The sequence below is a fragment of the Amycolatopsis kentuckyensis genome, assembly GCF_002155975.1.
In the GTDB taxonomy this organism is placed as follows: Bacteria; Actinomycetota; Actinomycetes; order Mycobacteriales; family Pseudonocardiaceae; genus Amycolatopsis; species Amycolatopsis kentuckyensis.
In genome coordinates this window covers 1-26,084 of the sequence record NZ_MUMI01000390.1, presented here as the reverse complement: position 1 = coordinate 26,084, position 26,084 = coordinate 1, and the positions used below count along the sequence as shown (strand labels likewise).

27 protein-coding genes and 2 pseudogenes are annotated in these 26,084 nt (G+C 70.2%); 13 read left to right on the top strand and 16 right to left on the bottom strand.

The window, feature by feature from the left end:
• Both CCN39_RS32835 and CCN39_RS32830 read left to right on the top strand, forming a co-directional pair.
• On the top strand, positions 1–968 hold a 968-nt coding region (locus CCN39_RS32835), incomplete at its 5' end, for a thioesterase domain-containing protein (RefSeq protein ID WP_143264239.1).
• Positions 969–1,091: 123 nt separating this feature from the next.
• Positions 1,092–2,366, top strand: a complete 1,275-nt coding sequence (locus tag CCN39_RS32830) for a PucR-like N-terminal domain-containing protein (RefSeq protein ID WP_086848619.1) — start codon at positions 1,092–1,094, stop codon at positions 2,364–2,366.
• A 28-nt stretch (positions 2,367–2,394) separates the two neighbouring features.
• Here the strand turns inward: CCN39_RS32830 and CCN39_RS52025 are convergent, their stop codons facing one another.
• A complete protein-coding gene (locus CCN39_RS52025) occupies positions 2,395–2,856 on the bottom strand; it encodes a glycoside hydrolase family 3 N-terminal domain-containing protein (protein WP_244211103.1) in 462 nt (153 codons plus the stop codon).
• A 177-nt stretch (positions 2,857–3,033) separates the two neighbouring features.
• Between CCN39_RS52025 and CCN39_RS32820 the strand changes: the two are divergent.
• Positions 3,034–3,226, top strand: a pseudogene (locus CCN39_RS32820) (IS5/IS1182 family transposase); the annotation flags it as partial.
• Here the strand turns inward: CCN39_RS32820 and CCN39_RS32815 are convergent.
• From CCN39_RS32815 to CCN39_RS32805, 3 genes and pseudogenes are all read right to left on the bottom strand, one after another.
• Positions 3,222–3,361 (bottom strand): annotated as a pseudogene (locus tag CCN39_RS32815) (transposase family protein); the annotation flags it as partial. The pseudogenes CCN39_RS32820 and CCN39_RS32815 overlap by 5 nt on opposite strands.
• Positions 3,362–3,470: 109 nt before the next feature.
• Positions 3,471–4,916 (bottom strand): family 43 glycosylhydrolase, encoded by a 1,446-nt coding sequence (locus tag CCN39_RS32810; protein WP_086848612.1) that lies wholly within the window; start codon positions 4,914–4,916, stop codon positions 3,471–3,473.
• A 621-nt stretch (positions 4,917–5,537) separates the two neighbouring features.
• The gene (locus CCN39_RS32805; RefSeq protein WP_434781140.1) at positions 5,538–7,055 is read right to left on the bottom strand and encodes a glycoside hydrolase family 27 protein; all 1,518 of its coding nucleotides are present in this window, start codon (positions 7,053–7,055) and stop codon (positions 5,538–5,540) included.
• Here CCN39_RS32805 and CCN39_RS53060 point away from each other — a divergent pair.
• Positions 6,967–7,308, top strand: coding sequence for a hypothetical protein (locus CCN39_RS53060; RefSeq protein WP_434781141.1), 342 nt, complete (start codon positions 6,967–6,969; stop codon positions 7,306–7,308). The two genes, CCN39_RS32805 and CCN39_RS53060, sit on opposite strands and share 89 nt — an antisense overlap.
• Before the next feature lie 757 nt (positions 7,309–8,065).
• Here the strand turns inward: CCN39_RS53060 and CCN39_RS32800 are convergent.
• The 3 genes from CCN39_RS32800 to CCN39_RS32790 all read right to left on the bottom strand — a co-directional run bounded on the left by CCN39_RS32800 (position 8,066) and on the right by CCN39_RS32790 (position 10,324).
• Complete coding sequence (locus CCN39_RS32800) at positions 8,066–8,383, bottom strand: hypothetical protein (RefSeq protein ID WP_086848610.1); 318 nt, start codon at positions 8,381–8,383, stop codon at positions 8,066–8,068.
• Between the two features lie 43 nt (positions 8,384–8,426).
• Complete coding sequence (locus CCN39_RS32795) at positions 8,427–9,464, bottom strand: LLM class flavin-dependent oxidoreductase (protein WP_086848608.1); 1,038 nt, start codon at positions 9,462–9,464, stop codon at positions 8,427–8,429.
• A 77-nt stretch (positions 9,465–9,541) separates the two neighbouring features.
• Entirely contained in the window at positions 9,542–10,324 is a 783-nt protein-coding gene (locus CCN39_RS32790; protein ID WP_086848606.1) for a siderophore-interacting protein, read from the bottom strand.
• A 144-nt stretch (positions 10,325–10,468) separates the two neighbouring features.
• Between CCN39_RS32790 and CCN39_RS32785 the strand changes: the two genes are divergently transcribed.
• Complete coding sequence (locus CCN39_RS32785; RefSeq protein ID WP_086848604.1) at positions 10,469–11,254, top strand: AraC family transcriptional regulator; 786 nt, start codon at positions 10,469–10,471, stop codon at positions 11,252–11,254.
• A gap of 165 nt (positions 11,255–11,419) precedes the next feature.
• Positions 11,420–12,598 (top strand): 4-hydroxybenzoate 3-monooxygenase, encoded by a 1,179-nt coding sequence (locus tag CCN39_RS32780; RefSeq protein ID WP_086848602.1) that lies wholly within the window; start codon positions 11,420–11,422, stop codon positions 12,596–12,598.
• Here CCN39_RS32780 and CCN39_RS51280 read toward each other — a convergent pair.
• On the bottom strand, positions 12,517–12,897 hold the full coding sequence (locus CCN39_RS51280; protein ID WP_434781139.1) for a tyrosine-type recombinase/integrase: 381 nt from the start codon (positions 12,895–12,897) through the stop codon (positions 12,517–12,519). The two genes, CCN39_RS32780 and CCN39_RS51280, sit on opposite strands and share 82 nt — an antisense overlap.
• A 375-nt stretch (positions 12,898–13,272) precedes the next feature.
• Positions 13,273–13,626 carry an ArsR/SmtB family transcription factor gene (locus CCN39_RS32765; protein ID WP_086848600.1) on the bottom strand — a complete coding sequence of 118 codons (354 nt, stop codon included), beginning with the start codon at positions 13,624–13,626 and terminating at the stop codon, positions 13,273–13,275.
• Between the two features lie 69 nt (positions 13,627–13,695).
• On the opposite strand from CCN39_RS32765, the gene CCN39_RS32760 reads away from it, so the two are divergent.
• Both CCN39_RS32760 and CCN39_RS32755 read left to right on the top strand, forming a co-directional pair.
• Positions 13,696–14,895 carry an MFS transporter gene (locus CCN39_RS32760; RefSeq protein WP_086848598.1) on the top strand — a complete coding sequence of 400 codons (1,200 nt, stop codon included), beginning with the start codon at positions 13,696–13,698 and terminating at the stop codon, positions 14,893–14,895.
• Between the two features lie 63 nt (positions 14,896–14,958).
• Positions 14,959–15,819 (top strand): alpha/beta fold hydrolase, encoded by an 861-nt coding sequence (locus tag CCN39_RS32755; RefSeq protein ID WP_208630491.1) that lies wholly within the window; start codon positions 14,959–14,961, stop codon positions 15,817–15,819.
• Here the strand turns inward: CCN39_RS32755 and CCN39_RS32750 are convergent.
• Positions 15,808–16,440, bottom strand: coding sequence for a TetR/AcrR family transcriptional regulator (locus tag CCN39_RS32750; protein WP_086848594.1), 633 nt, complete (start codon positions 16,438–16,440; stop codon positions 15,808–15,810). The genes CCN39_RS32755 and CCN39_RS32750 overlap by 12 nt on opposite strands.
• A gap of 100 nt (positions 16,441–16,540) precedes the next feature.
• On the opposite strand from CCN39_RS32750, the gene CCN39_RS32745 reads away from it, so the two are divergent.
• Positions 16,541–17,674 carry an FAD-dependent oxidoreductase gene (locus CCN39_RS32745; protein ID WP_167455250.1) on the top strand — a complete coding sequence of 378 codons (1,134 nt, stop codon included), beginning with the start codon at positions 16,541–16,543 and terminating at the stop codon, positions 17,672–17,674.
• Positions 17,671–18,288, top strand: a complete 618-nt coding sequence (locus CCN39_RS32740; protein WP_086848591.1) for a DUF3159 domain-containing protein — start codon at positions 17,671–17,673, stop codon at positions 18,286–18,288. Before CCN39_RS32745 ends, CCN39_RS32740 begins: the two co-directional genes overlap by 4 nt.
• A gap of 23 nt (positions 18,289–18,311) precedes the next feature.
• Here the strand turns inward: CCN39_RS32740 and CCN39_RS32735 are convergent, their stop codons facing one another.
• Complete coding sequence (locus CCN39_RS32735; RefSeq protein WP_167455249.1) at positions 18,312–18,998, bottom strand: class I SAM-dependent methyltransferase; 687 nt, start codon at positions 18,996–18,998, stop codon at positions 18,312–18,314.
• A gap of 46 nt (positions 18,999–19,044) precedes the next feature.
• Between CCN39_RS32735 and CCN39_RS32730 the strand changes: the two genes are divergently transcribed.
• Positions 19,045–19,476 carry a MarR family winged helix-turn-helix transcriptional regulator gene (locus tag CCN39_RS32730; protein ID WP_086848589.1) on the top strand — a complete coding sequence of 144 codons (432 nt, stop codon included), beginning with the start codon at positions 19,045–19,047 and terminating at the stop codon, positions 19,474–19,476.
• A 66-nt stretch (positions 19,477–19,542) separates the two neighbouring features.
• On the opposite strand, the gene CCN39_RS32725 is transcribed toward CCN39_RS32730, so the two are convergent.
• Positions 19,543–20,802, bottom strand: coding sequence for an MFS transporter (locus CCN39_RS32725; protein ID WP_086848587.1), 1,260 nt, complete (start codon positions 20,800–20,802; stop codon positions 19,543–19,545).
• A gap of 54 nt (positions 20,803–20,856) precedes the next feature.
• On the opposite strand from CCN39_RS32725, the gene CCN39_RS32720 reads away from it, so the two are divergent.
• Both CCN39_RS32720 and CCN39_RS32715 read left to right on the top strand, forming a co-directional pair.
• Positions 20,857–21,603: an AraC family transcriptional regulator gene (locus CCN39_RS32720; protein WP_086848585.1), complete on the top strand. Its 747-nt coding sequence runs from the start codon at positions 20,857–20,859 to the stop codon at positions 21,601–21,603.
• Positions 21,604–21,682: 79 nt separating this feature from the next.
• Positions 21,683–22,063, top strand: coding sequence for a hypothetical protein (locus CCN39_RS32715; RefSeq protein ID WP_208630489.1), 381 nt, complete (start codon positions 21,683–21,685; stop codon positions 22,061–22,063).
• Here the strand turns inward: CCN39_RS32715 and CCN39_RS32710 are convergent, their stop codons facing one another.
• The 4 genes from CCN39_RS32710 to CCN39_RS32695 form a co-directional block, all read right to left on the bottom strand.
• Entirely contained in the window at positions 22,064–22,681 is a 618-nt protein-coding gene (locus CCN39_RS32710; RefSeq protein ID WP_086848583.1) for a DUF1345 domain-containing protein, read from the bottom strand.
• A 64-nt stretch (positions 22,682–22,745) separates the two neighbouring features.
• Positions 22,746–23,555 carry an alpha/beta fold hydrolase gene (locus CCN39_RS32705; RefSeq protein WP_086848581.1) on the bottom strand — a complete coding sequence of 270 codons (810 nt, stop codon included), beginning with the start codon at positions 23,553–23,555 and terminating at the stop codon, positions 22,746–22,748.
• A 9-nt stretch (positions 23,556–23,564) separates the two neighbouring features.
• The gene (locus tag CCN39_RS32700; RefSeq protein WP_086848579.1) at positions 23,565–24,398 is read right to left on the bottom strand and encodes an alpha/beta fold hydrolase; all 834 of its coding nucleotides are present in this window, start codon (positions 24,396–24,398) and stop codon (positions 23,565–23,567) included.
• Positions 24,399–24,479: 81 nt separating this feature from the next.
• Positions 24,480–26,084, bottom strand: a 1,605-nt coding sequence (locus CCN39_RS32695) for a LuxR C-terminal-related transcriptional regulator (RefSeq protein ID WP_208630487.1), incomplete at its 5' end; no start/stop codon positions are given.

Below are 26,084 nucleotides of genomic sequence, written 5' to 3'. Positions count from 1 at the left end.
CGCTCGGCGGCGACGACCGGCAGGCCGGGCGGATCACCGAGCTGATCTCCGCGCGCACCGGAACGGTGCTCACGAAAGACCGGCTGTTCGCCGGGCCGACGGTCGAGCTGATGGCCGCGGTGGTGCGGGAGTGCGACCGGGTCACCGGTCCGGTCCGGGTGCTGCGGGACTCGGGTGCCCGGCCCCCGGTGTTCTTCTTCCACCCCGGCGGCGGCGACACCGGGGTGTTCCGCCAGCTCGTCGATCTCCTGGATCCGGACGTCCCCGCCTACGGCTTCGATCGCGTGGCCGACACGTCCACAGTGGAGCAACGGGCCGAGTGCCACCTGGCCGAACTGCGGCGGATGCAGCCCCACGGTCCGTACCGGCTGGCCGGGTGGTCGTTCGGCGGCTTCCTGGCCTTCGAAGCGGCGCAACAGCTGACCGCCGCCGGCGAAGACGTCGAACTGCTCGCGCTCGTGGACCCGATCCTGCCCCTGCCCGCCGATGCCGACGTCCAGCGGGTTCGGCTGACCCGCTACCAGGAGTTCCTCCGGACCGCCTACGGGGGCGAGGTGGACCTTCCCTACGAGGAACTCGCCGAACTGGACGAACCGGCGCAAGCGGACCTCCTGGTCGCCGCGCTCCGCCGGTCCGGGCTGATCGATCCCGGGGTGAGCGGGGCGATCCTGGCGCACCAGCGAGCGTCCTACCTGGACGCCCGGCTGCTCGAACGCTACGAGCCGTCGGTCTACCCCGGCCGTACGCTCTTCTACAGCGCCGCTTCGCCGGTGCCGGGCGGGCTGCGGGATCCGCGATTCGACCGGACCGATCCGGCGAGGGGCTGGGACGCGGTCTGCCCGGACCTCGATCTCGTCGTCGTCCCCGGGCACCACCTGTCGCTTCTGGACGCTCCGAACGTGGAGGTGATCGCCAGGCACCTCGACAGCGTCCTGGCCGCACTGCGAAAACCGGCGGTTGCCCCGTGACCGTGACATGGTCTTGATCGGTCGAGGGAGCGATGCCATCCCTTGGCGGTTTACGGTGATCCGTGACCACTGTTTTACTTCCGGGTAAAGCACGGAATGCCAGCACGACGGGTGGAGGAACGCTTGACACCCCGGCAAAACGGTCATCAGCTTGCCGCCACAGCCGTCCGGCGTCCGGCCGATGACGGCGAGGAAGACGAGCTCCGACGGCGCGGTCAGGCCCGCGAGCTCGCCGAGTTCATGCGGCCGGCGCTGCCCAGGCTGGTCGAGCAGATCGTCCGCGAGGTCTGGCGGGCGGTCCCGGTCTACGCCAGGCCGGGCGAGGGCCGGTACACCCACGTCACGCGGCAGGGCGTCGACTGCGCTGTCAAGCTCTTCGTGGATCTGGTCGAGGACCCGGCGACCGCGCGGGACAAGCTGCACGAGACGTGCCGGCGGCTGGGTGCCGGCGAAGCGCGCGAAGGCCGCACCCTCGACGACCTCCACGCGGCGTACCGGGTGGGCACCCGGGTCGCCTGGCAGGGCATCATGCGGCTCGGGCAGCGCCACCACCTGTCGTCGATGGCCATGGGACGGCTGGGCGAGATGCTGTTCGGCTACGCCGACGAGCTCGCGAAAATGTCCTTCCAGGGCTACCGCGAGGCGCAGGCCGAGATGGAGGGCGCCCGCGAAGGCCTGCGCCGACGGTTGCTGCAGCTCGTCCTCGAGCGGCCGGCCGTCCCCAACGAGGTGATCACCGACTCCGCCCAGGCCGTCGGTTGGGTGCCACCGGACACCGTGGCCGCGGTGTCGGTCGAGCCGCACGCCCACGTGAGCTGCACCCCGGTGACTTCGTGGGGGACGGACGTCCTGAGCAATCTGGAGCTGCCGCAACCGCACCTGCTCCTGCCGGCCCCGATCGACCAGGACCGGCTGCACCGCATCGCCTCGGACCTCGGAGTGCGGATCGTGGTGGGCCCGCCGACACCGCTGGACAAGGCGGCGAACTCGCTGCGCTGGGCCCGCGCCGCGGAACGGCTCGTGGCCCGCGGGGTGCTGCCCGCGGCCCGGATCACCTGGTGCGCCGAGCACTTGACCACGCTGTGGCTGCTGTCGGACGAAGACCTGGTCGACCAGCTCGCCCGCCACCAGTTCGGCCCGCTGGCCGGGTTCTCGGAGGCCACTCAGCTGAGGCTGGCCGAGACCTTGCTGTCCTGGCTCGGCCACGGCGGCAAGATCCCGAAGATCGCGGCCGAGCTGGTGGTGCACCCGCAGACGGTCCGCTACCGCTTGCGCCAGCTCGAGCAGGTCTTCGGAGACCACCTCCACGACCCGAAGGCCCGTTTCACCATGGAGATGGTGCTCCGCGCCATGGCACTCCGCCACGAGTCCCGGAACGGCGCGGCCGACCCCGGATAGCGCACGGCGAACCGGGGCATTCGTCCGGTCAGGACGGTGCTTCGTCGCCGGTTTCCGCCAACTCGGGAAAGAGGGGCTCCGGCGGTTCGGGCGTGACGACCGCCGGGCCTGTGATCGGCGCCGCTTGCGTGGAACGGCTCAGCAGGTGCGTCCGGACAGCGGAAAGATTGTCGTGCGACGTGTAGTTCGTTTGTATGCCGCTGCCGCGGGCTTCCCCGGCCGAAACTCCTGCGTCCGTGCCCGCGACGGCGGGATCGAAACTGGCGCCCTGGGCGAGCGGGATCGGGAAGTTGGTGGTGTCCCCGTGGATGACGTCGAGGCCGAAGATCAGCGGGATTCCCAGCCGCGTCCGCATGACGGCGATGCGTTGCAGGGCACTGAGTTTCGCGGCCCCGACCACGGAGAAGACACCGCCGAGCCGGCCGTCGGCCAGTGCGGCGGTTTCGTCGCCGACGAGCTGCAGCTGCCCGATCTTTTCGGCCAGGGTCATCTTGGCGAGCAGCGCCTCGACGCGCCGATCCCGCTCCGGCGGTGGCCCCCTCGGCCACCGAGGTGGCGGGCAACGGCGGCGGCGAACTCCTCTGGTCGGTCAGGCGTGCCCAGCCTAAGGGATGTCTCGTAACCCGGTGTCGGGCTGGCTGGGCCGGTAGTTGATCATGTTGGTGTGGTGCAGGTGATCACAGCGTCGCGGCCGGAGTGGATTGCCCGTTCACCGGGCTGGAGCCGGGCCGGTTCCGCAAGCTGGTGCGGCTGGTCGCGAAGCGGGGCGGGGGAGGAGATCGCCGACGGTCGCCCGGGCCGGCAGTGGGCGTTGCCGCCGGCCGACCGGGTGCTGCTGGTCGCGACCTATTGGCGGTCCACGATCGCCACGGAGTCGATGCGGCGTTTGCGGACCGGGCCAGCGCCAGCAGCGACCCGATCGTGTCAATCACCCGGTGCACCGCGGAATGCGACACCCCGAACAACGGCCCGATCTGCCGCATCGTCAGGTTCGTCCCCTTAGCCGGCAATTGCCGCCGTCGAGCAGGGAAGCGGCCCGGAGCGATCTTGCGAAAGCGCGGATCGATCCGGGCCGCAGCGAGGCTTTACGGCATCGGTGCTGCTCTAGCCACGCCGCCACAGCTGGACGGCGAAGCCGTTGCACGTGTAGAGCGAGAGCCGGGCGCCGTTCACGGCCTTCCAGTCATAGTTGTCCAGGCACATGTTGCCGGCGACGTTGCGCAGCGAGAACCAACCGTTGCCCTGGTCGATGATCTGCCACTGCTGGGCCGTCGAGTTGGTGCAGGCGACCAAGCCGACGTCGGCGTTCAGCGCCGTGCTGCCGTTGATGTCGGTCAGACAGGTACCGGTGTTGCGGTTGCGGATCTCGTACCCGCTGACGCCCTGGTAGTTGAATTCCCACTCCTGCGCGGCGTTGCCGTTGCAGCTGTACAACCGAACGAGCGCGCCGGGCGTGGTGTCGAAGTCGTAGTTGTCGACGCAGCGGTCGCTGTACTGGCCCCGGATGCCGGGCGCGGTCATTCCGTTCGGCAGCGGCTGGCCGAAGAACGGGGCGCCGTTGTCGCCGAAGTAGAGCTGCTGGAAGCGGGTGTGCCGGTTCGGGTCGGTGAGAGCGTCCGGCGTCGGGTTGGCGTAGTCACGGGCGTGGTAGACCAACACGTCCGTGCGGTTGTCCTCGGCCACGGTGAAGCTGCCGTGGCCCGGGCCGTAGACCCCGTTCGCGGTCTGGAACACCGGGTTCGGGCTCTTGCGCCAGGAGGCGGGGTCCAGCAGGTCCGCGGTGTCGTCGGCCGACAGCAGGCCCAGCTTGTACCGGGAGTCGGTCGCCGAGGCCGAGTAGGCGATGAACACGCGGCCGTTCTTGACCAGCGGCGATGGCCCTTCCACCACGCCGGCGACGCCTTCCATCTCCCAGGCGTACGTCGGGCGCGCGATCTCGGTGACCGTGCCGGTGATGCCGGTGGGCCCGTTCATCCGGGCGATGTACATGTGGCTGTTGAAGTTGGTGGACGGGCTGTCCTGGGCCCAGGTGAAGTAGCGCACCCCGCGATTGACGAACGAGGCCGCGTCGAGCTGGAAGGACTCCCAGCCGGTGGTGAAGCGCTGGGGCGCGCTCCATGCGCAGGTCATCGGGTTGGCGCAGGTGTTGCGGATCCAGTAGAGCCGCTGGTCGAATCGTGCGGTGCCGGGCGAGGCCGAGAAGTACATGTACCAGGCGCCGTCGATGAACTGGATGTCCGGCGCCCAGATCCACCCACTCAGCGCGCCGCTGGACGGCGCGGTGAACGCGTTGACCGTCGCGGCGCTGCCGAGGCCCTGCAGTGTCGTGGCGCGTCGCAGTTCGACCCGCTTGTAGTCGGGGACCGAGGCCGTCATGTAGTAGTAGCCGTCGGTGTGCTTGTAGATCGCGGTGTCGGCGCGCTGCTGGATGACCGGGTTGTTGATCGTGATGAACTGCGCGCCGGCCGGCGGGGCGAACACGGTCAGTAGCACGACGATCACGCCGAGCGCGACTGCCAATCTCCGGCGGACCCGGGTGAACGTTGCCATAGGTGGGCTCCTCGGGGGAAGGAGGGGACCGCGCCGGCGAGCCAGGAGGGCTGGCGCACGAGCAGGTGCGATGTGAGCGCTAACAGAGTCGCTGGCGGTTACGGGGATGTCAACTGCGAGTTTCGGTGCGCTGGTCAACGCGGTCCTGTGCGCCGTAGGCGTCGTGCGTCACCGGAGGTGAGCAGCCGGTCATCGAGCCGGAGGTGTGAGCGTTCACATCGGTAAGGGGCCTTGGCGACGTTGATGGCGCGCAGCGAGCCCCGCCGATCATGGGCAACCGGCAACCGGGAGCTCGCTGTGCCGAGCGGCGGGGTGAGCGCCAGAAAAGCCTCCGCGCGAACATCCCGTGAAGGCGCGCTCAACGGCCCGGCAGCCCTGCTGTCACGGAACAGCAGAAACACGAGTCCAGCAACCCACGCAATGTCTACATCGTCCCCGCGCTCGACAATTGGCTCTTCAAGGCGTTCGCCCGCACCGGTTTAGCCGGATATTCGAGCCGGAAGTGCGCGGTCATGCGCTCGTTCTCGCCGGTCGTGCCCGGGTGGGTCCCAGCCGCTGACCGCGCCACCGAAGTCGGTCCGGTCGGCGGCGACCGCGGAGTTCGCGGTCGCCGCCTCGGGATCAGGTGCGGGTCCACCTCTGGTTGGTGCCGCCGTGGCAGTCCCAGATGATGACCTTCGTCCCGTTGGCGGTGGCGCCGCCGTTGACGTCCAGGCACTTGCCCGACGCCACCGCCGTCACGCTGCCGTCGGAGTTGACGCGGAACTGCTGGTTGCCCTGGCCGTTGCAGTCCCACAACGTCACGGCGGTGCCGTTGGCCGTGCCCTGGTTGTAGATGTCCAGGCACTTCGCGCCGTCGTAGGCGCGCAGCTCACCGGCCGCGGTCGTGGTGAAGCGCTGGTTGGTCTGGCTGGTGCAGTCCCAGATCTGGGCCAGGGCGCCGTTGGTCGGCGTGCTGCCGGGGATGTCCAGGCAGCGGCCGGAACTCTGGCTCACCAAGGAGAACGACGTGGGCGCGGGGCCTTCGCCGCCGCTGACGACGTACACCGCGGTGCCGTGCGCCGGGACGCTGGCCGAGATGGCGCCGGACGTGGTGGTCGTGCCGTTGGTCCAGGCGTCGCGCAGCGTGAACGAGCTGCCCGACAGGCCGATCGCGCTCGCCGTGGTCGAGACGGTGGTCGTGCCGCCGCCCTGGTTGAACAGGGCGACCGCGACGTTGCCGTTGGCCAGCGGCTTGGCCAGGACACGCCGGGTGCCGTCGTTGGAGACCTGCCTGGCCTGCAGGCCGAGGCTGTCCTGGTTGATGGCGATGAGGTTCGCGTTCTTCAGGATGGTCGAAGTGGCGGCGTTCATGTTGCGCGGGTCGTTGCCCGCGATGAGGGGCGAGGCCATGACGGCCCACAGGGCGAAGTGGCTGCGCATCTCAGTGTCGTTCATGCCGCCGCGGCCGACTTCCATCATGTCCGGGTCGTTGAACCCGCCGGGCTTGGCGTAGGACGCCAGGGGCACGGTGACGTTGACGATGTTCTGGATGCCCATCGGGTAGCCGTTGGTCTGCCCGGTGTCCCACTTGTTGGTGATGTCCTCGGTGGTGCGCCACATGTTCGCCACGTCGCCCCAGTTGCGCCGGGGCCCGGTCTTGTCGTGGATGCTGTTGGAGTTGATGCTGTAGACGATCGGGCGGCCGGTGGCGTGCAGCGCGTCGCGCATCTTGGCGAACGTGCGCACCTGGTCGTCGATCGTGCCGCTGGGCGAGCACCAGTCGTACTTGAGGTAGTCCACGCCCCAGGCCGCGAACTGGCGGGCGTCCTGCTCCTCGTGGCCCAGCGCCCCGGTCGAACCGGCGTAGGAGTTGAAGTACTGGGCGCACGTCTCGGCCAACGGTGCCTGGTAGATCCCGAATTTGAGGCCCTTGCCGTGGATGTAGTCGCCGAGCGCCTTCATGCCGCTGGGGAATCGGCTCGGGTCGCCTTGGAGGTTGCCCGCCGAGTCCCGGTTCGGGTTCATCCAGCAGTCGTCCACCACGACGTACTGGTAGCCCGCGTCACGCATGCCGGAGCTGACCATCGCATCGGTCATCTGCCTGATCAACGCTTCGCTGATGTTGCAGCCGAACGTGTTCCACGAGTTCCACCCCATCGGTGGCGTGCGTGCCACACCGTTTTCCAACGCCTCCGCGGACGACGTAGGCAGTACCGCCGTCATCGCGGACAGCAGCACGCCTGCTGCCAACAGCGTTGCCGCCCTGCGAAGACGGGGAAGTCGTGTTGCTGTCACCCTGATCTCACTCCTCGGTGCGTACGGTTTTCCGGCTGCCATCCGTGCTGCCGCACGGCCGGGCACAGCGTTGCTCCGGAATTCCGGGTTCGACAAATCCGCCGGCGGGCTGTGACGCGGCGGCTTCCGTCAGCGGCGCAGGCTTCGGCGGAGACAGTCTGGCACCCAATGTTCACGCTCACAAGAGTGTCTCCGTAAGAAAGAAGGTATGCGGCGATCCGGGTGAACCACAGTTCGGGACGGAGCCCTCGTTCAGGGCTTTAGCACTGCCTCTATCTGCGATTATGTGGTTCCTTCCCCACTGTTCGACGATGGTTCGACGCCAGGTAAATTTCATTAGTGCCAACATTCAGCACGGGAAGAAGCGTGGATTGCCAGGCCTCTGCATGACTGCATCGGCTCGTACTTTTGAGTCGAAAGTGATCATCTTCCGGTAGGTTGATCACTTGCGATCGAGGTCGAGGGTGCGCACCGGTTATCGCCTGCGGAGCGTGAGGTGCTGCGGTTGCGGGTGGTGGCCGCGTTGGAGTCCGGTCGGGTCGAGGGCTACCGACGGGCCGCGGAGGTGTTCGGAGTCTCCGAACGGTCGGTGGGCACGTGATCAGCGCGGAGGACCGGCACGTTGTTCGCGGCGATGGCCGACTACGCCCCCGGGGAACTGCTGATCGGCGGCCCGATGTGGACCTGCCAGGCGGTGGTCGAGCTGATCCGGCTGGTCGTCGGGGTCGCCACGACCGAGCAGGGCGTCGGTTGGGTCGACCAGTGCGGGCTGCGCTCCCACGCAGCACCGCCGGGCCGGTCCTGGGCGCCGAACGCCGATCGTACGGGTGACCGCGAAGCCACTGGAGGGCGGGCGATGACCGTACCGACTCTTACGGCGCGTCGGCGATGTGGGCTGCAACCGACTTTTCGTCGGCGCTGACCCATCCGCTCTTCTTGGCGTACTCGATCATCGCGTCGAATCGCGCTTCCCAATCAGGTGCGCGGCTTCGACTCCGAGAACGCAGAGCAGCGATGTCGAGCAGAACGTGGCCGCGCTTGCCCTGCTGGCCGAGACCCGCTCGGGTGAGCGCGGTCCCCGCGAGCACCTCGTCGAGTTCTTCCACGATGACGTGCAGCCGGGTGCAGTCATCCCCCTCTTCGACGGTCACCTTGGGTTGTTCGTGCGTCCCTGCGACCTTCACGTACACCGCGTTGCCTCCCCATCTGTGTCGGAGCAGTCGCCGCCTCACGTCAGTCCAGCTGCGGGATCATCTCCGCGCCGATGAGCTCGACCATGTCGATGAACTCCTCGGTGGGGCAGCCGCCCATGTTGAGGGACAGGAGATGGGTGTCGGCGGTCAGTAGCTCGGCCGCGTGGCCGAGCCGGTCGGCGACTTCGGCCGGGCTGCCGACCATGGCCGGTCCGTGGGTCGTGACGTGGTCGAAGTCGAGAGGCTGGTCGTAGAACGGGGTCGAGGTGGGCTTGGCGCGGCTGCCCCGCTGCGTCATGAGGTCGAAGTACGCGCGGTACCGGGGTTCCCACCGTTCCCGGGCGGCCTGGCTGGTCTTGCCGACGTTGACGTGCCAGGCGGCCCCGATCCGCGGTTCCCGCCCGTGCCCGTAGGAAGCGAACTTCTCCCGGTAGGCCTCGACACCGGGCTTGAGCTTCTCAGGGTCCCCGAACACGCTGGGCAGTAGCAGGTCCAGGCCCAGGCGGGCGGCCAGTTCGACGCTCGTGCCCGAGGCGCCGCCGCCGATCCACAGTGGCATGCCGGCGACCGGTTGTGGCTGCAGGCTGAATCCGTTGATCGGTGCGCGGTGGCGGGAACCCGGCCAGGTCACCGGTTCGCCGCTCCACAGCCGCAGAAGAAGTTCGATCGCGTCCTTGAACAGCTCATGCGAGTCATCGACGCTTTGGCCGAACAGTGCGTAGGTGTCGGCGAAGAAGTGCCCGCGGCCGACGACGACCTCGCATCGGCCGCCGGAGAGGACGTCAACGGTGGCGTAGTCTTCCGCCACGCGGACCGGGTCGAGGTTGGCCGCGAGAGTCACGCCCGTCGAGAGGCGTAGGTTCTTGGTGCGTTCGGCGATCGCCGCGAGGATCACCGGCGGGGCCGAGTAGATGTACTCGAGCCCGTGGTGCTCGCCGATGTGGACACTGTGGAATCCTGCCTCATCGGCCGCCGCGGACGCGTCGACGATCGCGCGATGACGTTCGGACTGAGAGGGAAAGTAGCCGGTGACCGGATCTTCCATCCGGTCACCCAGGTCGAGCAGACTGATTTTCATCAGTGTTCTTCTCCCTTGTTCTACGCATACTCCACCGCTTGCTGTGCGCGGTCGGATGTGTTTCGTACAGCACCCGGTCACCCGAGAGCAGATCGTCCTCGTCGCCAGTAGCCCCGGAACGAGACAGCGGACTTGGGAACGTTTCGTTCGGCGACCAGGTGCCTGCGGATCCCCGTTGCCAAGGACGACTCGCCGGCGACCCAGGTGTAGAAGGGTCCGTCGGGCAGTTCCGCGTCCCGCACGGTCCGCAGGGCGAGTGAGCCCGGCTGGAGGGACGAGCCGTTGCGGGGCAACCAGTGGATCTTCGTTGCGGCCGGCGCCGTCACCTCGTGGCGGATGTCGGCGTCGGTGGGTACCTCGAGAAACACCTGTGCCGGCAAGGTGTCGTGCGACTGTTCGAGGATTGCCAGGATCGCCGGTACCGCGCTCTCGTCGCCGACGAGAAGCTGCCAGCCGGCACCGGCGGTGGGAACGTAGCCACCGCCTTCGTCCAGGAAGGCAACCCGTTCACCCGGCTTGGCTGCCCGTGCCCAAGCGGTTCCCGGAGCCGCCGCGCGAGCCGGGTTGCTCTGGTCGTGGATGGAGAATTCGATGTCGAACGCGAGCTCGTCCGGCCGGAAGCGCCGGATCGAGTACGTCCTGACCCGTGGACGCCGCTTGGCCGACTGCAGGGACTGCTGCAGCATCCACTTCTCGCTGCTGGGAAGCACGACCTCGGTTTGGCCCGGTTCTGCGAAGAACAAGCGTCCTGATTGGTCGAACCCGGTGTATTCAAGGTGCCGGACGTCGTGTCCGCCCAGTGTGACGGACACGAAGTTCGGGCTGATTCGCTCCTGTCCCTGCACCGCCAGGGTCAGCATCCGTCGGTGACGTGGGTGCCGGTAGCCGGCCCTGAACGTTCCCAAGCCGGCCAAGGGTCCCTCCGATGCACGTCGGCGCGTTGTGCTCACGTCACGAGCTTGTCCGCTGGCTCGGGTGCCCTGCCACCGTTAAACTGACGCTCGATGCAGGAAACCAGCCATCCTTCCCCGACGCCCGCGGCAACGGCCCCGGCGACGCTGCTGGGTGGCGCCTGGCTTCCGCACGGCTACCACCTCGACAACCACTCCCATCCCGATGGCCAGCTGGTGTACGCGGCCGCCGGCGTCCTGGCCACGACAACGGAGCGTGGAACCTGGATGGCGCCCGCCAACCGGGTAACGTGGACTCCGCCGGGATTCGAGCACTCGCACCGCTTCTACGGGGACACCGACGCCCGCGTTCTCACCATCCCCGCCGACGAGTGCCATGACGTGGTGGCGTGGCCAAGCGTGTTCGCCGTCAGCCCACTGGCACGCGAGGCGATCCTCGCGCTGACCAGCCGCAGAGGCAGAACACCCGAAGCGGAGAAGCGGTTGCGCGCAGTGGTGATCGACGAGATCGTCGAGACTCCCGAACAGTCCTTGCACCTGCCCGAGCCGCACGATGATCGTCTGAGGGTCGTCACCGACCTGCTGCGCGCCGACCCGGGGCAGAACACCACGCTGACCGAACTGGGCCGCGCCGCCGGAGCCAGCGAACGCACCCTGAGCCGGCTGTTCCACGCCGAACTCGGCATGAGCTTCCATCGATGGCGCACCATCCTCCGGGTCCACCACGCGGTCCTGCACCTGACCGACGGCCGATCGGTGACCGACACCGCGATCGCCTGCGGGTGGTCCAACCCGTCCACGTTCATCGAGGCCTTCACCGCCGTCATCGGGCAGACCCCAGGTCGGTACCAGGTCGAATCGCACCTCCGAGACCGCTAGTACCCCCCTGGCGCGTCAGCCCGCCGAAGTTGGCGGGTTTCCTTCATCCGGCGTCTTCTTATCGGTGGTTTGCGCCTGGCTCGGCGGTCCACAGTGGAGATCGACAGCGGTCGGACTGCTCCGGGCGTCGATCGTGAGACTCCCTCCGAGAAGGTGGAAACGCAGATGACACAGGAATCCGAAAACACCGCCGTGGTGATCGTGGGCGGCGGGGTGGCCGGGCTCACGCTGGGCACTTTCCTGCTCCGCAGCGGGATCCCGTGCACAATCCTGGAAAAGCGCAGCCGCCGGTACGTCGAAAACCGGCAGCGTGCCGGATCACTGGACGCCGGCGGCGTGCGCATACTGCGCCAGTGGGGAATTGAAGAGGTTGTGGAAGAAGCCGCCGAATCTCCCCACGACGATCCCACCGAATCGGAAATGCCGCTGCTGATCGACGGGGAGAAGCGGCTGTGGAAGATGGGCGGCAGCGGTGACGACGAGGTGAGCTCGGCCTTCTGCCCGCAGCAGGTCCTCGTCCGCAACCTCATCAAGGTGTTTCTCCGTGACGGCGGCGACCTGCGGTTCGAGTCCGAGGACATCTGTCTGGACGGCGTCGGCACCGCAAGTCCGGTGGTCCGGTACCGGGACCCCACCGGCTCGGCCCGGGCGATCAGCTGCGACATCGTCGCCGGGAGCGACGGGTACCACGGCGTCAGCAGGACGGCGATCCCCGACGACGTTCTCCGGTGCGCCACCCACGAGTTCGGCTACGCCTGGCTGACCATCCTCGCGGAAGTTCCCGCCGATCCCCCGGCGACGATGGCCGTGCACACCCGCGGCTTCGCGGCGCAGATCACCCGCGGCCCCGAGGCGAGCCGGCTTTACCTGCAGTGCCCGGTCACCGACTCCGTCGAGCAGTGGCCGGACGACCGCATCTGGGCCGAGCTCGAAACGCGGTTCGGTTACCCGATCGAAGTCAAGGGGCCGATCGTGAGCAAGCAGGTCGTGCCGCTGCGCGGGGTGGTGTTCAGCCCGATGAGCTACGGCCGGCTCCACCTCGTCGGCGACGCCGCCCACCTCATCTCCCCGATGAGTGCCGAGGGGATGAGCCTGGCCCTGCACGACGCCGAGGTGCTCGCCCGCGCGGTCATCGCGTACCTCGACAAGGACGACGCGAGCCTGCTCGAGAAGTACTCCGACACCTGCCTGGACCACACCTGGCAGCGGCAGGCAGCGGCGGTCTGGATGACCCAGACGATGCACGACGCCGGCGACCCGTCCTATGAAGGCGAATTCCGCAAGCAGGTCGCCAGGGCGAACCTGGAAACCCTCGTCCAGCCGCGCACTACCGCAGGGAGCTGACCGAAACATCGAGAAGACGTCATGATCGAGTGCTGCTGGAACTCACGCCACTCCGCCTCGGTCGGTTCCCGGAATTCGGCTTCCGGGCGGACCGACCGTCGCCGGTCGAGAAAGGCCCGGTAATTGCGGACGAGGTCTTCATCGAAAACCGCCATGTACGCCTGGGTGGTGTTGATGTTCGCGTGCCCCAGCAGCTGCGCCACGATGTGCACGGGCAGCCCGCCGGTCGCGGCCTCGGTGGTGAACATCCGCCGGAAGTCGTACGGGGTGTAGACAACGGCGCGCCGGCCGCGTCGCACAACCGGGTTCCGCGAGCGTCGCTTCGAGCAGCCGGTTCAGTCCGGAGTAGGAGATGATCTCCCAGCGCCAGCTGCGTCGCCGCTGGAACAGGTGCGGCAGCGCCGGCCCGAGCACCCGGTCATGCGGGTCGTAGCGGCGGGTCAACGGCGACCTACACCCGCCCGCACGGAGTCCGGCACCTGTTCGCCGCCTGCGACCTGGGCAAAGACAAGCTCTACGGCCACCTCAAGCCGAGGACGAACCGGACGAGGTTCCTGGCGTTCTGTCGCTACCGGCGCGGCCTCTAGCCGGCCGAGATCCGGATCGGGATCGTGCTCGACAACTTCTCCCCGCACCTGACCACGAAAATACGCCTGACCTCGGCGACCGTGCCGTCAGGGCCTGGCCAGCCGGGCGATCGTGTCCATGTCGTGCTCGTGGGTCAGCAAGGCATCGAGGAGACCGGGGAAGCGGCTTTCCACATCTTCCTTGCGCACCCGCACGTTGCGCGTGCGGCCGTCGACGACGGTGCGGGTCAGACCGGCTTCGCGCAGCGTGCGGAAGTGGTGGGAGACGGTCGGAGGGGTCAACCCGAGATTCGCGCACCACGTGCTCGCGCTGCAGTCGAACGGTTCCGACCCCCGGTACATCACGGTCATGATCGTCCGGCGAGCCGGGTCGACCAGCGCGCCGAGGATCGCCGTCAGGTCCAGTTCGTCGACCGACGGCTCCGGCAGCTTTCGCGACATCGAGACTCCTTCGCGCGGGACGGGCGGCAGACTTTGACGCACATCGAAGTCTAGTCTACCGTTGCCGCCATGATTCGATCTCCATCGAAGTCTCTCTCGTCGGCACGGCTTGCGGTGCTCGCCGTCGGCACGTTCGTGCTCGGGGTCGACAGCTTCGTGCTGGCGGGGCTGCTCCCCGCGGTCGCACAGGACCTGCATGTCAGCCTCGCCCAAGCCGGGCAGCTGACCACGGCGTTCGCGCTCACCTACGCGATCGGCTCGCCGCTGATCGCGACGGTCACCGGCCGGCTCGACCGGCGCTTCGTGCTCGGCGGCGGCATGGTGGTGTTCCTGATCGGCATGGTCGGCCAGGCGCTCGGGCCGACCTATGGAGTGGTGATGGCCGGGAGGATCCTGGCCGCGCTGGGAGCGGCCGGTTTCCAGGCCAACGCCTACGCGGTCGTCGCGTTCCTCTCGGCGCCGGAGCGGCGAGCACGATCGCTGGCGATGGTCGGTGCCGGATCCAGCCTGGCCATGGTCATCGGGGTGCCGGTCGGCGCGCTGGTCGGGCAGCACCTCGGCTGGCGCGCGGCGCTGTGGTTGATCACCGGCGGGGCCGTGGTGGCCGCGGCACTCTGCCTCGCGCTGCCCGGCGTCCGGCTGCCCGTCGCGTCACTGCGCGAGAGGGTCCGCATCCTCGGCACGCCCAGTGTGCTCCTGCTGCTCTGCGGCACCGCCCTCCAGCTCGTGCCGCTGTACGCCGTCCTCAGCTACGTCGCCCCCGTCATCGGCGCGCAAGGCCAGGCGGCCACCTCGGCGGTCGTCGCGTTGCTCGGGTTCGGCGTCGCCTTCTTCGCCGGGAACCGCCTGGTAGGGCCCCTCACCGATCGCTGGGGCGGGCTCCGGGTGATCACGGTCGGCCTGACGGTCAGCGCACTGGCGCTGGTCGCGCTGTGGATCGTGCGGTCGAGTCTCGTCCCGGCTGTAGCCGCACTCGCCGTGCTCGGCCTGGTCGGCTCCTTCCAGGTGACGCCGCAGCAGACCCGGGTGTTCGCGGCCAGCGGCGCGGCGGCGACCGTGGCGCTCGGGCTGAACGGCTCGATGATCTACGTCGGCAGCGGCGGTGGGGCGGCTCTCGGCGGTGGTGTCATCACCTTGGCCGGAGTCGGCTTCGTGCCCCTCGTCGCCGCCGGCGCAGCCCTCGTCGCGCTGGCGTTCCTGTGGGCTGTCGCGCCGGAACGCAAGGAGCTTCGCGACCTCCACTCCGAAATCGACAAGGAGAAGATCTAGGTGTCCTCGACCGGCACAGTCCGTTTCACCCACGAGGTGACATCGGCCGGCCCCGCACAGGGAATGACGTTCACCGGCCGACGGCGAATCGCCGAGAGCGACGAGGACACCCCGTTGGTCATCGCGGTGCACGGGGGCGGGTACTCGTCGGCCTACTTCGACGTTCCCGGCTATTCGCTGCTGGACCGGGCGGCGGCGTTGGGGGTGCCGATCATCGCGGTCGACCGACCGGGGTACGGCGGCAGCAGTCCGGTGCCGGCCGGCGGGTCCGTCTTCCTGGCGAACGCGGCGGCGCTGGCGCACCTGATCGGCGAGTTGTGGCAGGCGCATGGATCCGGCGCCGCGGGTGTCGTGCTCATCGGGCACTCCATCGGGGTGCCGATCTCGCTGGCGATCGCCGCACGCGCGCCGGAGTGGCCACTGCTCGGTGTCGCGGTGTCGGGGTGTCTGCTGCGCGAACCCGAGCACTTCGCCGCCATCTGGGCGTCGATCCCGGACCTGACGCTGCGGTCGCCGGACGAGGAGAAGGCGACGCGGATGTTCGGCCCGGACCGGACCCGACGTGACGACATGCCGGAAGCGGCCTACTTCGCCAACGAGCCCGTGCTCAAGGCCGAACTGGTCGAGAGCTCCTCCGGCTGGCTCGGCCTCTTCCACGACCTGGCGCCGAAGATTTCCGTGCCGGTCCACCTGCGCATGGGCGAGTTCGACAAGCTGTGGATCGTCGACGACGAGCAGATCGCCGAGTTCGCCGCCGCGTTGACTTCTTCCCCATCGGTCGACGCGGCGCTGTTCCCTTCGGCCGGGCACGCGATCGACTACCACCGGGTCGGCGCCGCATTCCAGACCCGGCAACTCGCCTTCGCCCTCCAGGTCGCATCGCAGCGGTCACCGACTCGCCGGCGGACGGGTTCATCGCGGTGACGTCGACGGTGAGGCGTTCGATGTCGTGGGGCCGGTCAGGCAGTGCTGCACCAGGGGGCCGAACCTTTCGACCAGTTCGTCGAGGGAAGCGGACGCGATCGGCTCGATCCGCATGATGTACCGCGCCACGGTGAGGCCGAGGATCTGGGCGTTGACCATGGCGGCCCGCAGTGCGGCGTCCGGCGTGCCGAGCAGCGCCGCCAGGCGGTCGGTGATCTCGCGGTCGATGAACTCGCGCAGCAGCTCTTGGGACTGGGCGTCGGTCGGTGCCGATCTGGTCAGCATCACCAGGGGGGTGTGGCCGGACTTGTCGAGATTCTCCACCAAGGTCCGGATGATGCGCTCGCCGATGGTGTCGAGCCGGCCGGCGAAGATCGACTCGATGGCCGGGGGGACGTTGCCGGACATCTCGACAGCGGCGCCGAACAGGCCCTGCTTGGTGCCGAAGAAGTAGAACACCATCGCCGGATCGACTCCTGCCGCGGTGGCGATCGCGCGCACGGTCGTGGCGCGGTAACCGTGCTCGCCGAACAGTTCACGCGCGGTCCGGAGGATCCGTTGCTTGCTCTCCGCGCCGGACCGCCAGCGTCCGGGGCGGCCGTGGGTGTCGTCTTCCGTCATGACCACCGAAGCTTAGCACCCTTTCTTCATCGGACGGTGGAGTTTTGCCCGAACTCGCCGTAGCGTGTTCTTCATCAAGTGGTGAAGAAAGGGTGAGGGCATGAGGGTGATCGTGATCGGCGCCGGTCTCGGTGGGCTGACGCTGGCCCACGGGCTCCGCCGGGCCGGCATCGACGTCGCGGTGTACGAGCGGGATGGCGCGCAGGGACGTCCGCAGGGCGTGAGCTTGCACGTCGACGACCGGGGCGCGGCGGCGATGCGGGCGTGCCTGCCCCCGGCGCACGCCGCGATGGCGGAGGCCACCATGGGAGGGCTGCGGGAGCAGACCCTGATGCTGTCCGATGTGGAGGGTGAGCTGACCGTCGTGGGTGCTCGGCCGTCCGACGGTTCGGCCGGCCGGGCGCGGCCTGGCCGCCAGGTCGACCGGCCGTTGCTCCGGGCGGTGCTGCTGACGGGACTGGACGACGTCGTCCGGTTCGGAGCGGAGTTCACGCGATTCGAACCGCGAGCCGATGGCACGGTCCGGGTCTTCTTCGCCGGCGGAAGCACGGACACCGGGGACGTACTGGTCGGCGCGGACGGGATCGGTTCGGCGGTTCGCGGCCAGTACTTGCCGGACGTGCGGGTGGCCGACACGGGACGACGCACGATCATGGGCGCGACTCCGCTGCGAGCGGTGGCCGGCACCGGGCTGCCGGGGCTGGTCGGTGACAGTCCGGCCGCCGCGCGGGTGGGCGGCACGATGATGGTGCTGGGCGTGCTGCGGTTCACCCGGCGGCCGGTGACCGCGCGGGAGGAGTTGCTGCCCGCGCTGAGCCCTCGCGCTGTCGTCGACGCCGAGGACTACCTGATGTGGGCCTTGCCCGGCACGCGAGCGCCGTTCGGCTCACCGGCCACGGTGTGGCGCCAGGCCCAGGACCTGGCCGTGGACCTGCACCCGACGTTGCGGCTGATCGTCGCCGAGGCCTGGCCGGAGGTCACGGCCGCGCTCCGGATCGGAATGATCCCGCCGATGCCCGCCTGGCCCGCGGGTCCGGTGACGGTCATCGGCGACGCCATCCACCCGGCCCCGGGTTTCGGTGGCAACTTGGCGATGCGGGACGCGCACCGCCTCGGCGAGGCGCTGGCCGAGGCGGACCGTGGCCGGCTCGGCCTGCTCGAGGCGATCGGCGCCTACGAGGACACCATGCGCCGCACCAGCTTCGCGCCCGTCGCGGCGAAGGCCGGCGCATGAGCCTCGACGTGCTGACCCGGAAGTCCCTGTCGTTGTTCGACGCGGTGGGCGGTTGGCGCACGGTCGTCGAGGGCGTCGCGTCCCGGGTGGTGTTCCTGGTCGCCTACCTGCTGACCGGCCAGGTGTGGACCGCCGCGTTGATCGCCGTCGGCGGAGTGGCGGTGCTCGCGGTCGTGCGAGCGTGGACCGACCGGCGCTCCTGGTCGGCGGCGATCGGGGTGGCCATCGTCGGGGGCTCGGCCTTGCTGGCCGGGACCACCGGGCAGGCGATCGACTTCTACCTCCCGGCCGTGGTCATCCAGGCCGCTCAGGGGGCGGTCTTCCTGCTGTCGATGCTGGTGCGGTGGCCAGTGGTCGGGGTGGCGATGACGGTGGTGCGCCGCGACCGGTTCGGCTGGCGACGCGACCCGGCAGCGCGGCGGCGCTTCCAGCTGTGCACGGCGGTGTTCGTGGTGAAGTGCACCATCGCCACAGCGGTGCAGATGCCGCTGTACGTGGCCGGGCAGACCGCCGCACTCGGCATCGCCGCCACGGTGCTGGGCGGTGCGCCCTCGGCCGGCGCCTGCCTCTACCTGTGCTGGCGGATACTTCGCGAAGGCGCACAGACGGCCTAGCGGAACCCACCGGCACGTCCCGGTCAGGACAAGTGCGCCGACAGCAGCCAGGCGGGTGTCGACTTGCGGCCGTTGCCCTCGTTCCGGACATCGCTGCCGGCGAAGTCCGCGAAGTCCGGGAAGTTCTCGGGGACGTTGGCGTGGATGCGGGCCGGCCGGATCTCGTCGATCGTCCAGTACGCGCCCACCACCTCCCGCAGTTCCTCCGCGGAGACCGAGTTGACCCGGCCGGCGGGCACGGTCGCGCTGTCGAACACCAGCACGAAATAGGACGCGCCGGGCGACGCGGCGCGCACGATCGATTCCTGGTATCCCCGGCGCAGCTCGACCGGCATCGAATGGAACAAGGTGCTGTCGACGATGGTGCCGAACCGGCCGTCGTAGCCGGTGAACGTGCTGATGTCGGCGACCGCGAAGTCGGCGTTGGCCAAGCCGCGCTGGGCGGCTTCCGCGCGCGCGATCGCGATCGCGGTCGGCGACAGGTCCAGGCCGACGGTAGTGAAGCCCCGCTCGGCGAGGTAAAGCGCTGTCGCGCCCTCGCCGCAGCCGGCGTCGAGGACCTCGCCGTGGAACGCGTCCGCGTCGATGAGCGCGGCGATCTCGGGCTGCGGTTCGCCGATGCTCCACGGCGGCCGGGAGCCCTGCCCCAGATCGGGGGCCTGGCCACGATAGGCGGAGTCGAACAACGCGTCGTTCGATGAGCTCGTCATGCGCCTCAGGATGTCAACCGGGTTGATATATGTCAACATGGTTGACATGGAAAGTGCCCGCGACGAGCCGCTCGGCTACCTGCTGCACCGCGTCACCGCGGCGCTGCGCGCCGAGGTGGCCGCCACCGTGCTCGAGCCGGCGGAGCTGGCGGCGCCCGAGTACCTCTGCCTGCGGATGCTGTCGCAGGCGCCGAAGTCCAACGCTCAGCTGGCCCGCGAGGCCCAGGTGTCGCCCCAGGCGATGAACAAGGTGGTTCGCGAGCTGCAGGATCGCGGCCTGGTGACGCGACCCGCCACGGTGTCGTCCGGGAGGTCGCTGCCCGCCACGTTGACGCGCGAGGGCGCGACCCTGCTCGCGCGCCTGGACCCCGAGGTGGCCGCGGCCGAGGCGCGGGTCCTGGCCGCGCTCGGCGAACAGGACCAGCGCGAACTCCGGAGGCTCCTCGTCGCGGTCGGCCAGGTCGTCTCCCGGCGGTGATCCCGCCCTCCGACGCACCGGAACCTGGAGCAGCGACCGGCTGGCCAACCTTCCCGGACCCCACCACTAGCTCTCCCCGCTCGATTTTCCGTCCGGTGTGTACTGCCAGAACGACCTCGCCAGGACCGCGCCGGTCAGGACGAGGACCGCGCAGGTCAGTGCGGTCGCCGACCAGGCCACGGCGAGGGGGAGCGCCGAGGCCATGATCCCGGCGCGGAGGTCGCCGAGGCGGGGACCGCCGGCGACGACGACGGTGTACACGCCTTGTAGCCGGCCGCGCATCCGGTCGGGGACGGCGGTCTGCAGGATCGTCTGCCGGTACACCGCGCTGACGAGGTCGGCCGCGCCGGCGACGATGAGCAGCGTGACCGCGAGCCACAGGGTGGGGGCGAGCCCGGCCAGCGCGACGGCTCCGGCCCAGACCACCACCGCCGCGGTGAGGGCGGCGCCTTGGCGCCGCACCCGCCCGATCCAGCCGCCGGACAGCCCGGCGAGCACCGAGCCGATCGCGATCGCGGAGTAGAGCAGGCCGATTCCGCCGTGCCACCGCGTTTCGGCCGCTTCGGGGAACAGCGCGGTCGGCATGGCCAGCACCATCGCGGCGATGTCGACCAGGAAGGACATCAGCAGGACCTGGCGCCCGGCGAGGAACCGCAGGCCGTCGAGGACCGAGCGCAGGCCGGGGCGGCCGAGGGGCGCCGCCGGAGGCAGGGGCGGGAGCCGGAAGGTGGCGTAGAGCGCGGCGGTGAACAACACCGCGTCGGCGCCGTAGGCGTAGCAGAATCCGTTCGGCAGTCCGAGGAGAACGCCCGCGACGAGCGGACCCAGAACCTGCCCGACCGTCGAGGCGGTGTAGTTCAGCGAGTTGGCCGCGGGCACCAGATCCGGGGTGACGAGGGCCGGGACGATGGCGCCGCGGACCGCGGACGACACCGCGAAACCGCCGGACTGCACAGCGACGAGCGCGAGGATCAGCGGCACCGACCGGAGCCCGGCCACCGCCTGGGCGAACAACGCGAGCGTGACCGTCCAGGTGAGCGCCGAGGAGACCAGGTACAGGCGGCGCCGGTCCACGACGTCGGCGATCGCGCCGCCGTAGAGCCCGAACACCAGGATCGGGACGAGCCCGGCCAGCCCGGCGAGACCGACGTCGAACGACGAATGCGACAGGTCGTAGATCTGCACCGGCACGGCGACTTCGGTCACCACCGTCCCGACCACCGCGGCGCCCTGGCCGAAGAAAGTCCGGCGGAACACGGGATCCGCCAGCGGCCGGACGTCCACGGCGATCCGGCGGAGGCGGTTCTTCGGAGCGCTGGTCGTCATGCGCTCACGTTCGCAGCCACCGCCGGGGCCGCACTTCCGATAATCTGTCGACTTGTGTCAGAAAACCGCCACGAGCACGCGGCCGGGCAGGTCATCGAGCGGCACCGGCACGACGAGCACCAGCTGGTGTACGTCATCCGGGGCGTGCTCGCCGTCCGCACCGACCGCGGCGCGTGGGTCGCCTGCGCCGACCGCGCCGTCTGGATGCCCGCCGGCACCTGGCACGAACACCGCGTCTACGGCGCTTCCGAGGTGCTCACGCTGATGTTCCCGAGCCACGACGCGCCGTTGGACGGCACCGCGCCCGCGGTCATCGCCGTCAGCGCGCTGCTGCGCGAACTCCTCATCGCCGCCACCGAACCCGGCCTCGGTGCCGCCGAAGCAGCCCGGCTCCACCTGGTGCTCCGCGACCGCCTCCGCCGCGCCCAGGACCGGCCGCTGACGCTGCCCGTGGCCCGCGACCCCCGCTTGGCCCACGCGTGCCGGCTCGTCACCGAAGACCTCAGCCGGCCCCGCACGACGGCGTGGCTGGCCCGTCGCACCGGGACCAGCGAGCGCACGCTGTCCCGGCTGTTCCGCGTCGAGTTCGGGACCACCTACCCCCAGTGGCGCACCACCACCCGCGTGTTCCACGCGATGATCCAGCTCGCGGAGGGCGCCAGCGTCACCCGGACCGCGCACCGGTGCGGCTGGGCCACGCCGAGCGCGTTCGTCGAAACGTTCACCCGCACCATGGGGCGGACGCCCGGCTCCTACCGGGCCGGGCAGCCTCGGCGTCCGGAGCCCGGGGACGCTCCGTGAGCTTCACGGCTCGATCACCAGCGCGGCGACGTAGTGCCGGTCGTCGACGCGGTGGGCCGCAACGAGCGTCGTGGTGTAGGTGTACTGGCTCGCGGAGCGGGCGAGTCAGTCGCGGATCTCGCGCTTGCCGCGGTGGGTGCGGCCCTCGTCGGTGACGACGGTCGCGGCAGTGGAGGACGTCGTCGACCAGGAGGATGTGCTGTCGTGGTTCGACCGGGCGATGGCCGAGCTCGATGCCGCGACCGCCGGCCCGCCGCCGCCCGGTCCGCCGGGTGGCCGCTACGCCAACGAGCTGTTCACCGGCGGCCGGGGCGCGGTCCAGGACCAGGTCGGCCCGCGCGACAACCCGGACCCGGCCACCTGGCGAACGGAGATCGGCCGGCCCGTGTTCCGGCTCGCGTCGTCGCCGATCGGATCACCGGCGAACCGACCGAGTCCGTCGCCGCGGCCACCCGGGTGATCAGCCGCTGATCACGCCGATGGCGATGCCGAGCATCGCGGTGTTGTAGATGAACGAGAGCACGCCGTGGGCGAGGACCCGCAGCCGGATCCCGGAGGTGCGTGACTCGACGTCGGAAACCGCGAACGAAGTGCCGACGGTGAAAGAGAAGTACGTGAAGTCGATGAACGTCGGGTGCTCGGCACCGGGGAACACCAACAGCTTCTCGGGCAGGGCGCGGTAGTAGGCCTGCGCGTAGCGGTCGGCGTAACCGAAGTGCAGGATCGCCCACGCCAGCAGCACGGCGGGCACCCCCGCCGTCTTGCCGTACAGCGCCGCATCGGTGCCCTCCTCGGCGAACACCATGGTCAGGCCGGACATGATCCCGATGAAGCTGGTGCACAGGGTGAACAGAGTGCCGCTGCGGCGGCCCAGCGCGCTCTTGACCCACGCGCCCCGGTCGTCGCCGGCCCGCTTGCCGCGACTGAGGCGGATGACGCGGATCGCGAGGTAGACGACGGCGACGAGGTCCCACAACGCGATCCACCTGATGTCTTCCGACAAGAAGATGGGGACGCCCAGCAGGACGAGCGTGCTCTCGATGATCCGGGACAGCACGATGGACGGGCTGAAGCGCATGACTTCCCTCGATCGAAGCGGTGGGGGACGGCCCCCGCGGGCCGCGACCCGCGGGGGCCGGGGGTCAGCTCGCGGCGCGCACGATGAGCCTGACGACCGTGTCCGGGTGGGAAACCGCCACGGAGTGCGAGGCCCCGTCGACGGTCACGGTGGCGCGTGCGCCGGCCCGGTCGGCCATGAACTTCTGCGCCCGCACGGGGATGTTCTTGTCGGCGCCGGCCAGCACGAACCAGGAGGGGATGCTCGCCCAGGAGGGGGCACCGGACGCCTCCGCCAGGGCGGCGTCCAGGATGGGGCGCTGGGTGCTGGCCATGACGGCGGCCTGCCGCGCCGGCACGTCGGCCGCGAACTGCTGCCGGAAGAGCGAGGGCTTGATGTAGAGGTCCTGCGAGCCGTCGGGCAGGGGGACCGGGGCCAGCGTCTCGCCCAGGGTGCTGCCGGGGTACTTCGCGGCGAGCTCGGCCGCGGCTTCACCCTTGGCGGGGGCGAAGGCGGCGACGTACACCAGCGCCTTCACCTTCGGGGAACGTGCCTGCACGTTCGTGATGACGGCACCGCCGTAGGAGTGGCCGACGAGCACCACGGGCCCGTCGATGCCGGCGAGACGCGCGTCGAGGGCTTCGGCGTCGGAGCGGACTCCGCGCAGGGGGTTGGCCACGGCGATCGCGGTGAAGCCGCGCTGCTGCAGCTGCTCGATGACCGGGGTCCAGCTGGAGCCGTCGGCGAAAGCGCCGTGGACGAGGACGATCGTGGGCTTCGGTCCGCCTGCGGGGTGGGCGGCTACCGCGTTCGCCGTGCCGAACCCGCCGACAGTGGCGAGCAGGGCCAGCAGAGCGGTGATGCGTACGGTGACACGGCGCGTGAACTTGGGCATGTCCGGCTCTCAGTCTGCGATGAAGGCGATCAGGGCGGCGTTGACTTCGGCCGCGTGGGTGAGCAGCAGGCCGTGCGGCGCACCGTCGATCTCGACGTAGCGCGCGCCGCGCAGGCGGCGGCGGAACTCGCGCGCGGTGGCGTCGATCGGCAGGATGCGGTCGGCGGTGCCGTGCAGGATCAGCGACGGCACGTCGATGCGCTCCAGGTCGGCCCGGAAGTCCGTCAGCCACGTCGGAACACACGCGTACGCCGCCACGGGCGCCGAGCCGATGGCGGTGACCCAGTTCGCCCGGAGGGCGGCTTCGCTGAGACGGGATCCGAGCGTCTCATCGGTGTTGAAGAAGTCGACGAAGAAGCTCTCGTACCAGGCGTAGCGGTCGGCTTTGGCCTGCTCGGCGATGCCGTCGAACACCGACTGCGGCACGCCCGCGGGGTTGTCGTCGGTCTGCAGCAGGAACGGCGGGAGCCCGCTGAGGAACGCCGCCTTCGCGACCCGCTCCGAGCCGTGGGTACCGAGGTAGCGGGCGACCTCGCCCGAGCCCATCGAGAAGCCGACGAGGACGACGTCACGCAGGTCGAGCTCGGTCAGGACCCGGTCCAGATCACCGGCGAAGGTGTCGTAGTCGTAGCCCGTCATGGTCTGGCTCGACCGGCCGAAGCCCCGGCGGTCGTAGGTGATGACGCGGTGGCCGGCCTCGACCAGCGCCTCGGTCTGCTTCTCCCACGACCGTCCGTCCAGCGGGTAGCCGTGGATCAGGACGACCGGCCGGCCGGAGCCGTGGTCCTCGTAGAAGAGCTCGACGTCGGTCGAGCCCTCGGTGCCGACGGTGATGGTTGCCATGGTTCGCCTTTCCCGCCCGTCCGCGGTGTGCGGATCGGGCATGGCACGAACCTAGGGAGCGAAGAGGGGCGGCCGCGTCCGTCAGACGACGTCTTCGGCGTACGTAATCGTGCCGCCGAGCACCGCCGCGAGCTCGCCGCGGGAGGTCACCCCCAGCTTGGGGAACATCCGCTGGAGGTGGGTGCTCACCGTCCTGGGCGAGACGTACAGCCGCTCGCCGATCTCGCGGTTCGTCAGCCCCTGCGCGGCGAGCTGGGCGACGTGGAGCTCGGTCGAGGTGAGCCGGTCGACGGCGGCCAGGTCCCGGCGAGGGGAGGACGCGCCCGCCGCGCGCAGTTCCTGGCGTGCCCGCTCCGACCAGGCTGTCGCGCCGAGCGCGTCGAAGACCTCGCGCGCGACCTGCAGGACGACGCGGGACTCCGCGGGGCGCCGGTGCCGCCGCAGCCACTCGCCCAGGGCGAGGTGCACCCGCGCCCGCTCGAACGGCCAGTCGACGGGAACGGCGTCGAGGGCCGCCCGGTAGCGCGGCTCGGCGGTGGCCGGCGGGCTGAGCAGGGCGTGGCCGAGGCGCAGCCCGCAGAGCAGGGCGGGGGAGGGCGTCAGCTCGCCGAGCGGGGTCAGCTCGTCCAGGATGTTCCGCGCCGCCTCGGCGGAATCGCTGCGCACGGCCGCCTCGACCAGCTCGGCGACCCCGTAGAAGCGCAGCCACGGGTGGAAAGCCGGGTCGGCCGGGTCGAAGACGCGGCGCAGGTGCCCGAAGGCGTCGCCGTAGCGCCCCTGGCAGAGGGTGGCCTGCCCGCGGGCCATCTGGACGATGGCCAGCGCCGGGCGCGCGCCGCCGGGGAGGGCGGTGCGCTCCGCTTCCGCCGCCCACGCCTCCGCCTGCGGGTCGCCGCAGACGGCGGCGAGCTGGGCGCGGATGGCGTGCACCATCGCGTGCACGAGGGGCTGACCGGTCTCGCGGGCCAGCTCGGCGGCCTCTTCGGCGGCGAGGTGACCGGCGCGCACGTCACCGAGCCGTGCGGAGCTCCCCGCCTGGACGCAGAGGGCGCGGGCCAGCATCGACAGCCGGCCTTGGGCCCGCAGGGCGTCCAGCGACCGCGCGGTCAGCCGGCTCGCCAGTGCGGGCGCACCCACCGTCACCGCGGCACCGCCCAAGAGCTGATCCCCCTCGGGGTCCTCGGAGGAACGGTCCAGCTGTCCGGCCAGTGAGTCGAGGACGGCTCGCCCCCGCTCGACCGGCGCGCAGTACGCCCGCAGGGCCACCAAGTCGGCGTTGTCCGCGTCCACGGGCATCCGGTCGACGGCGGCGGCGACCCGCCGGCGGGCGTCCGGCCCCGGTTCTCCCCAGAAGCAGTGCAGGACCGCGCCCCACAGCATGCGCAGCCCCAGCACGGGTTCGCCGTCGGCGGCGAGCCCGACGGCCAGCTCGGCCAGCTCGGCGGTCGCGGTGCCCTCGCCCTGCGCCGACCCTTCGACCAGCGCGATGCCGACCCAGGCCGCCCGGCCCTGGTCCCGGACCGAGAGGTCCAGCGACCGCGCCTGGGCCAGCAGGTGTGCCGCGACGGCCGGCTGTCCCGACTCCAGGGCGAGTTCGGCCGCGCGCAGCAGCCGGTCCGCGCGGGCGGCCGCGCTCACCGCGCACTCCCCCGCCCGCGCGGACCGGCTGCTGCGCGCGGCCGCACC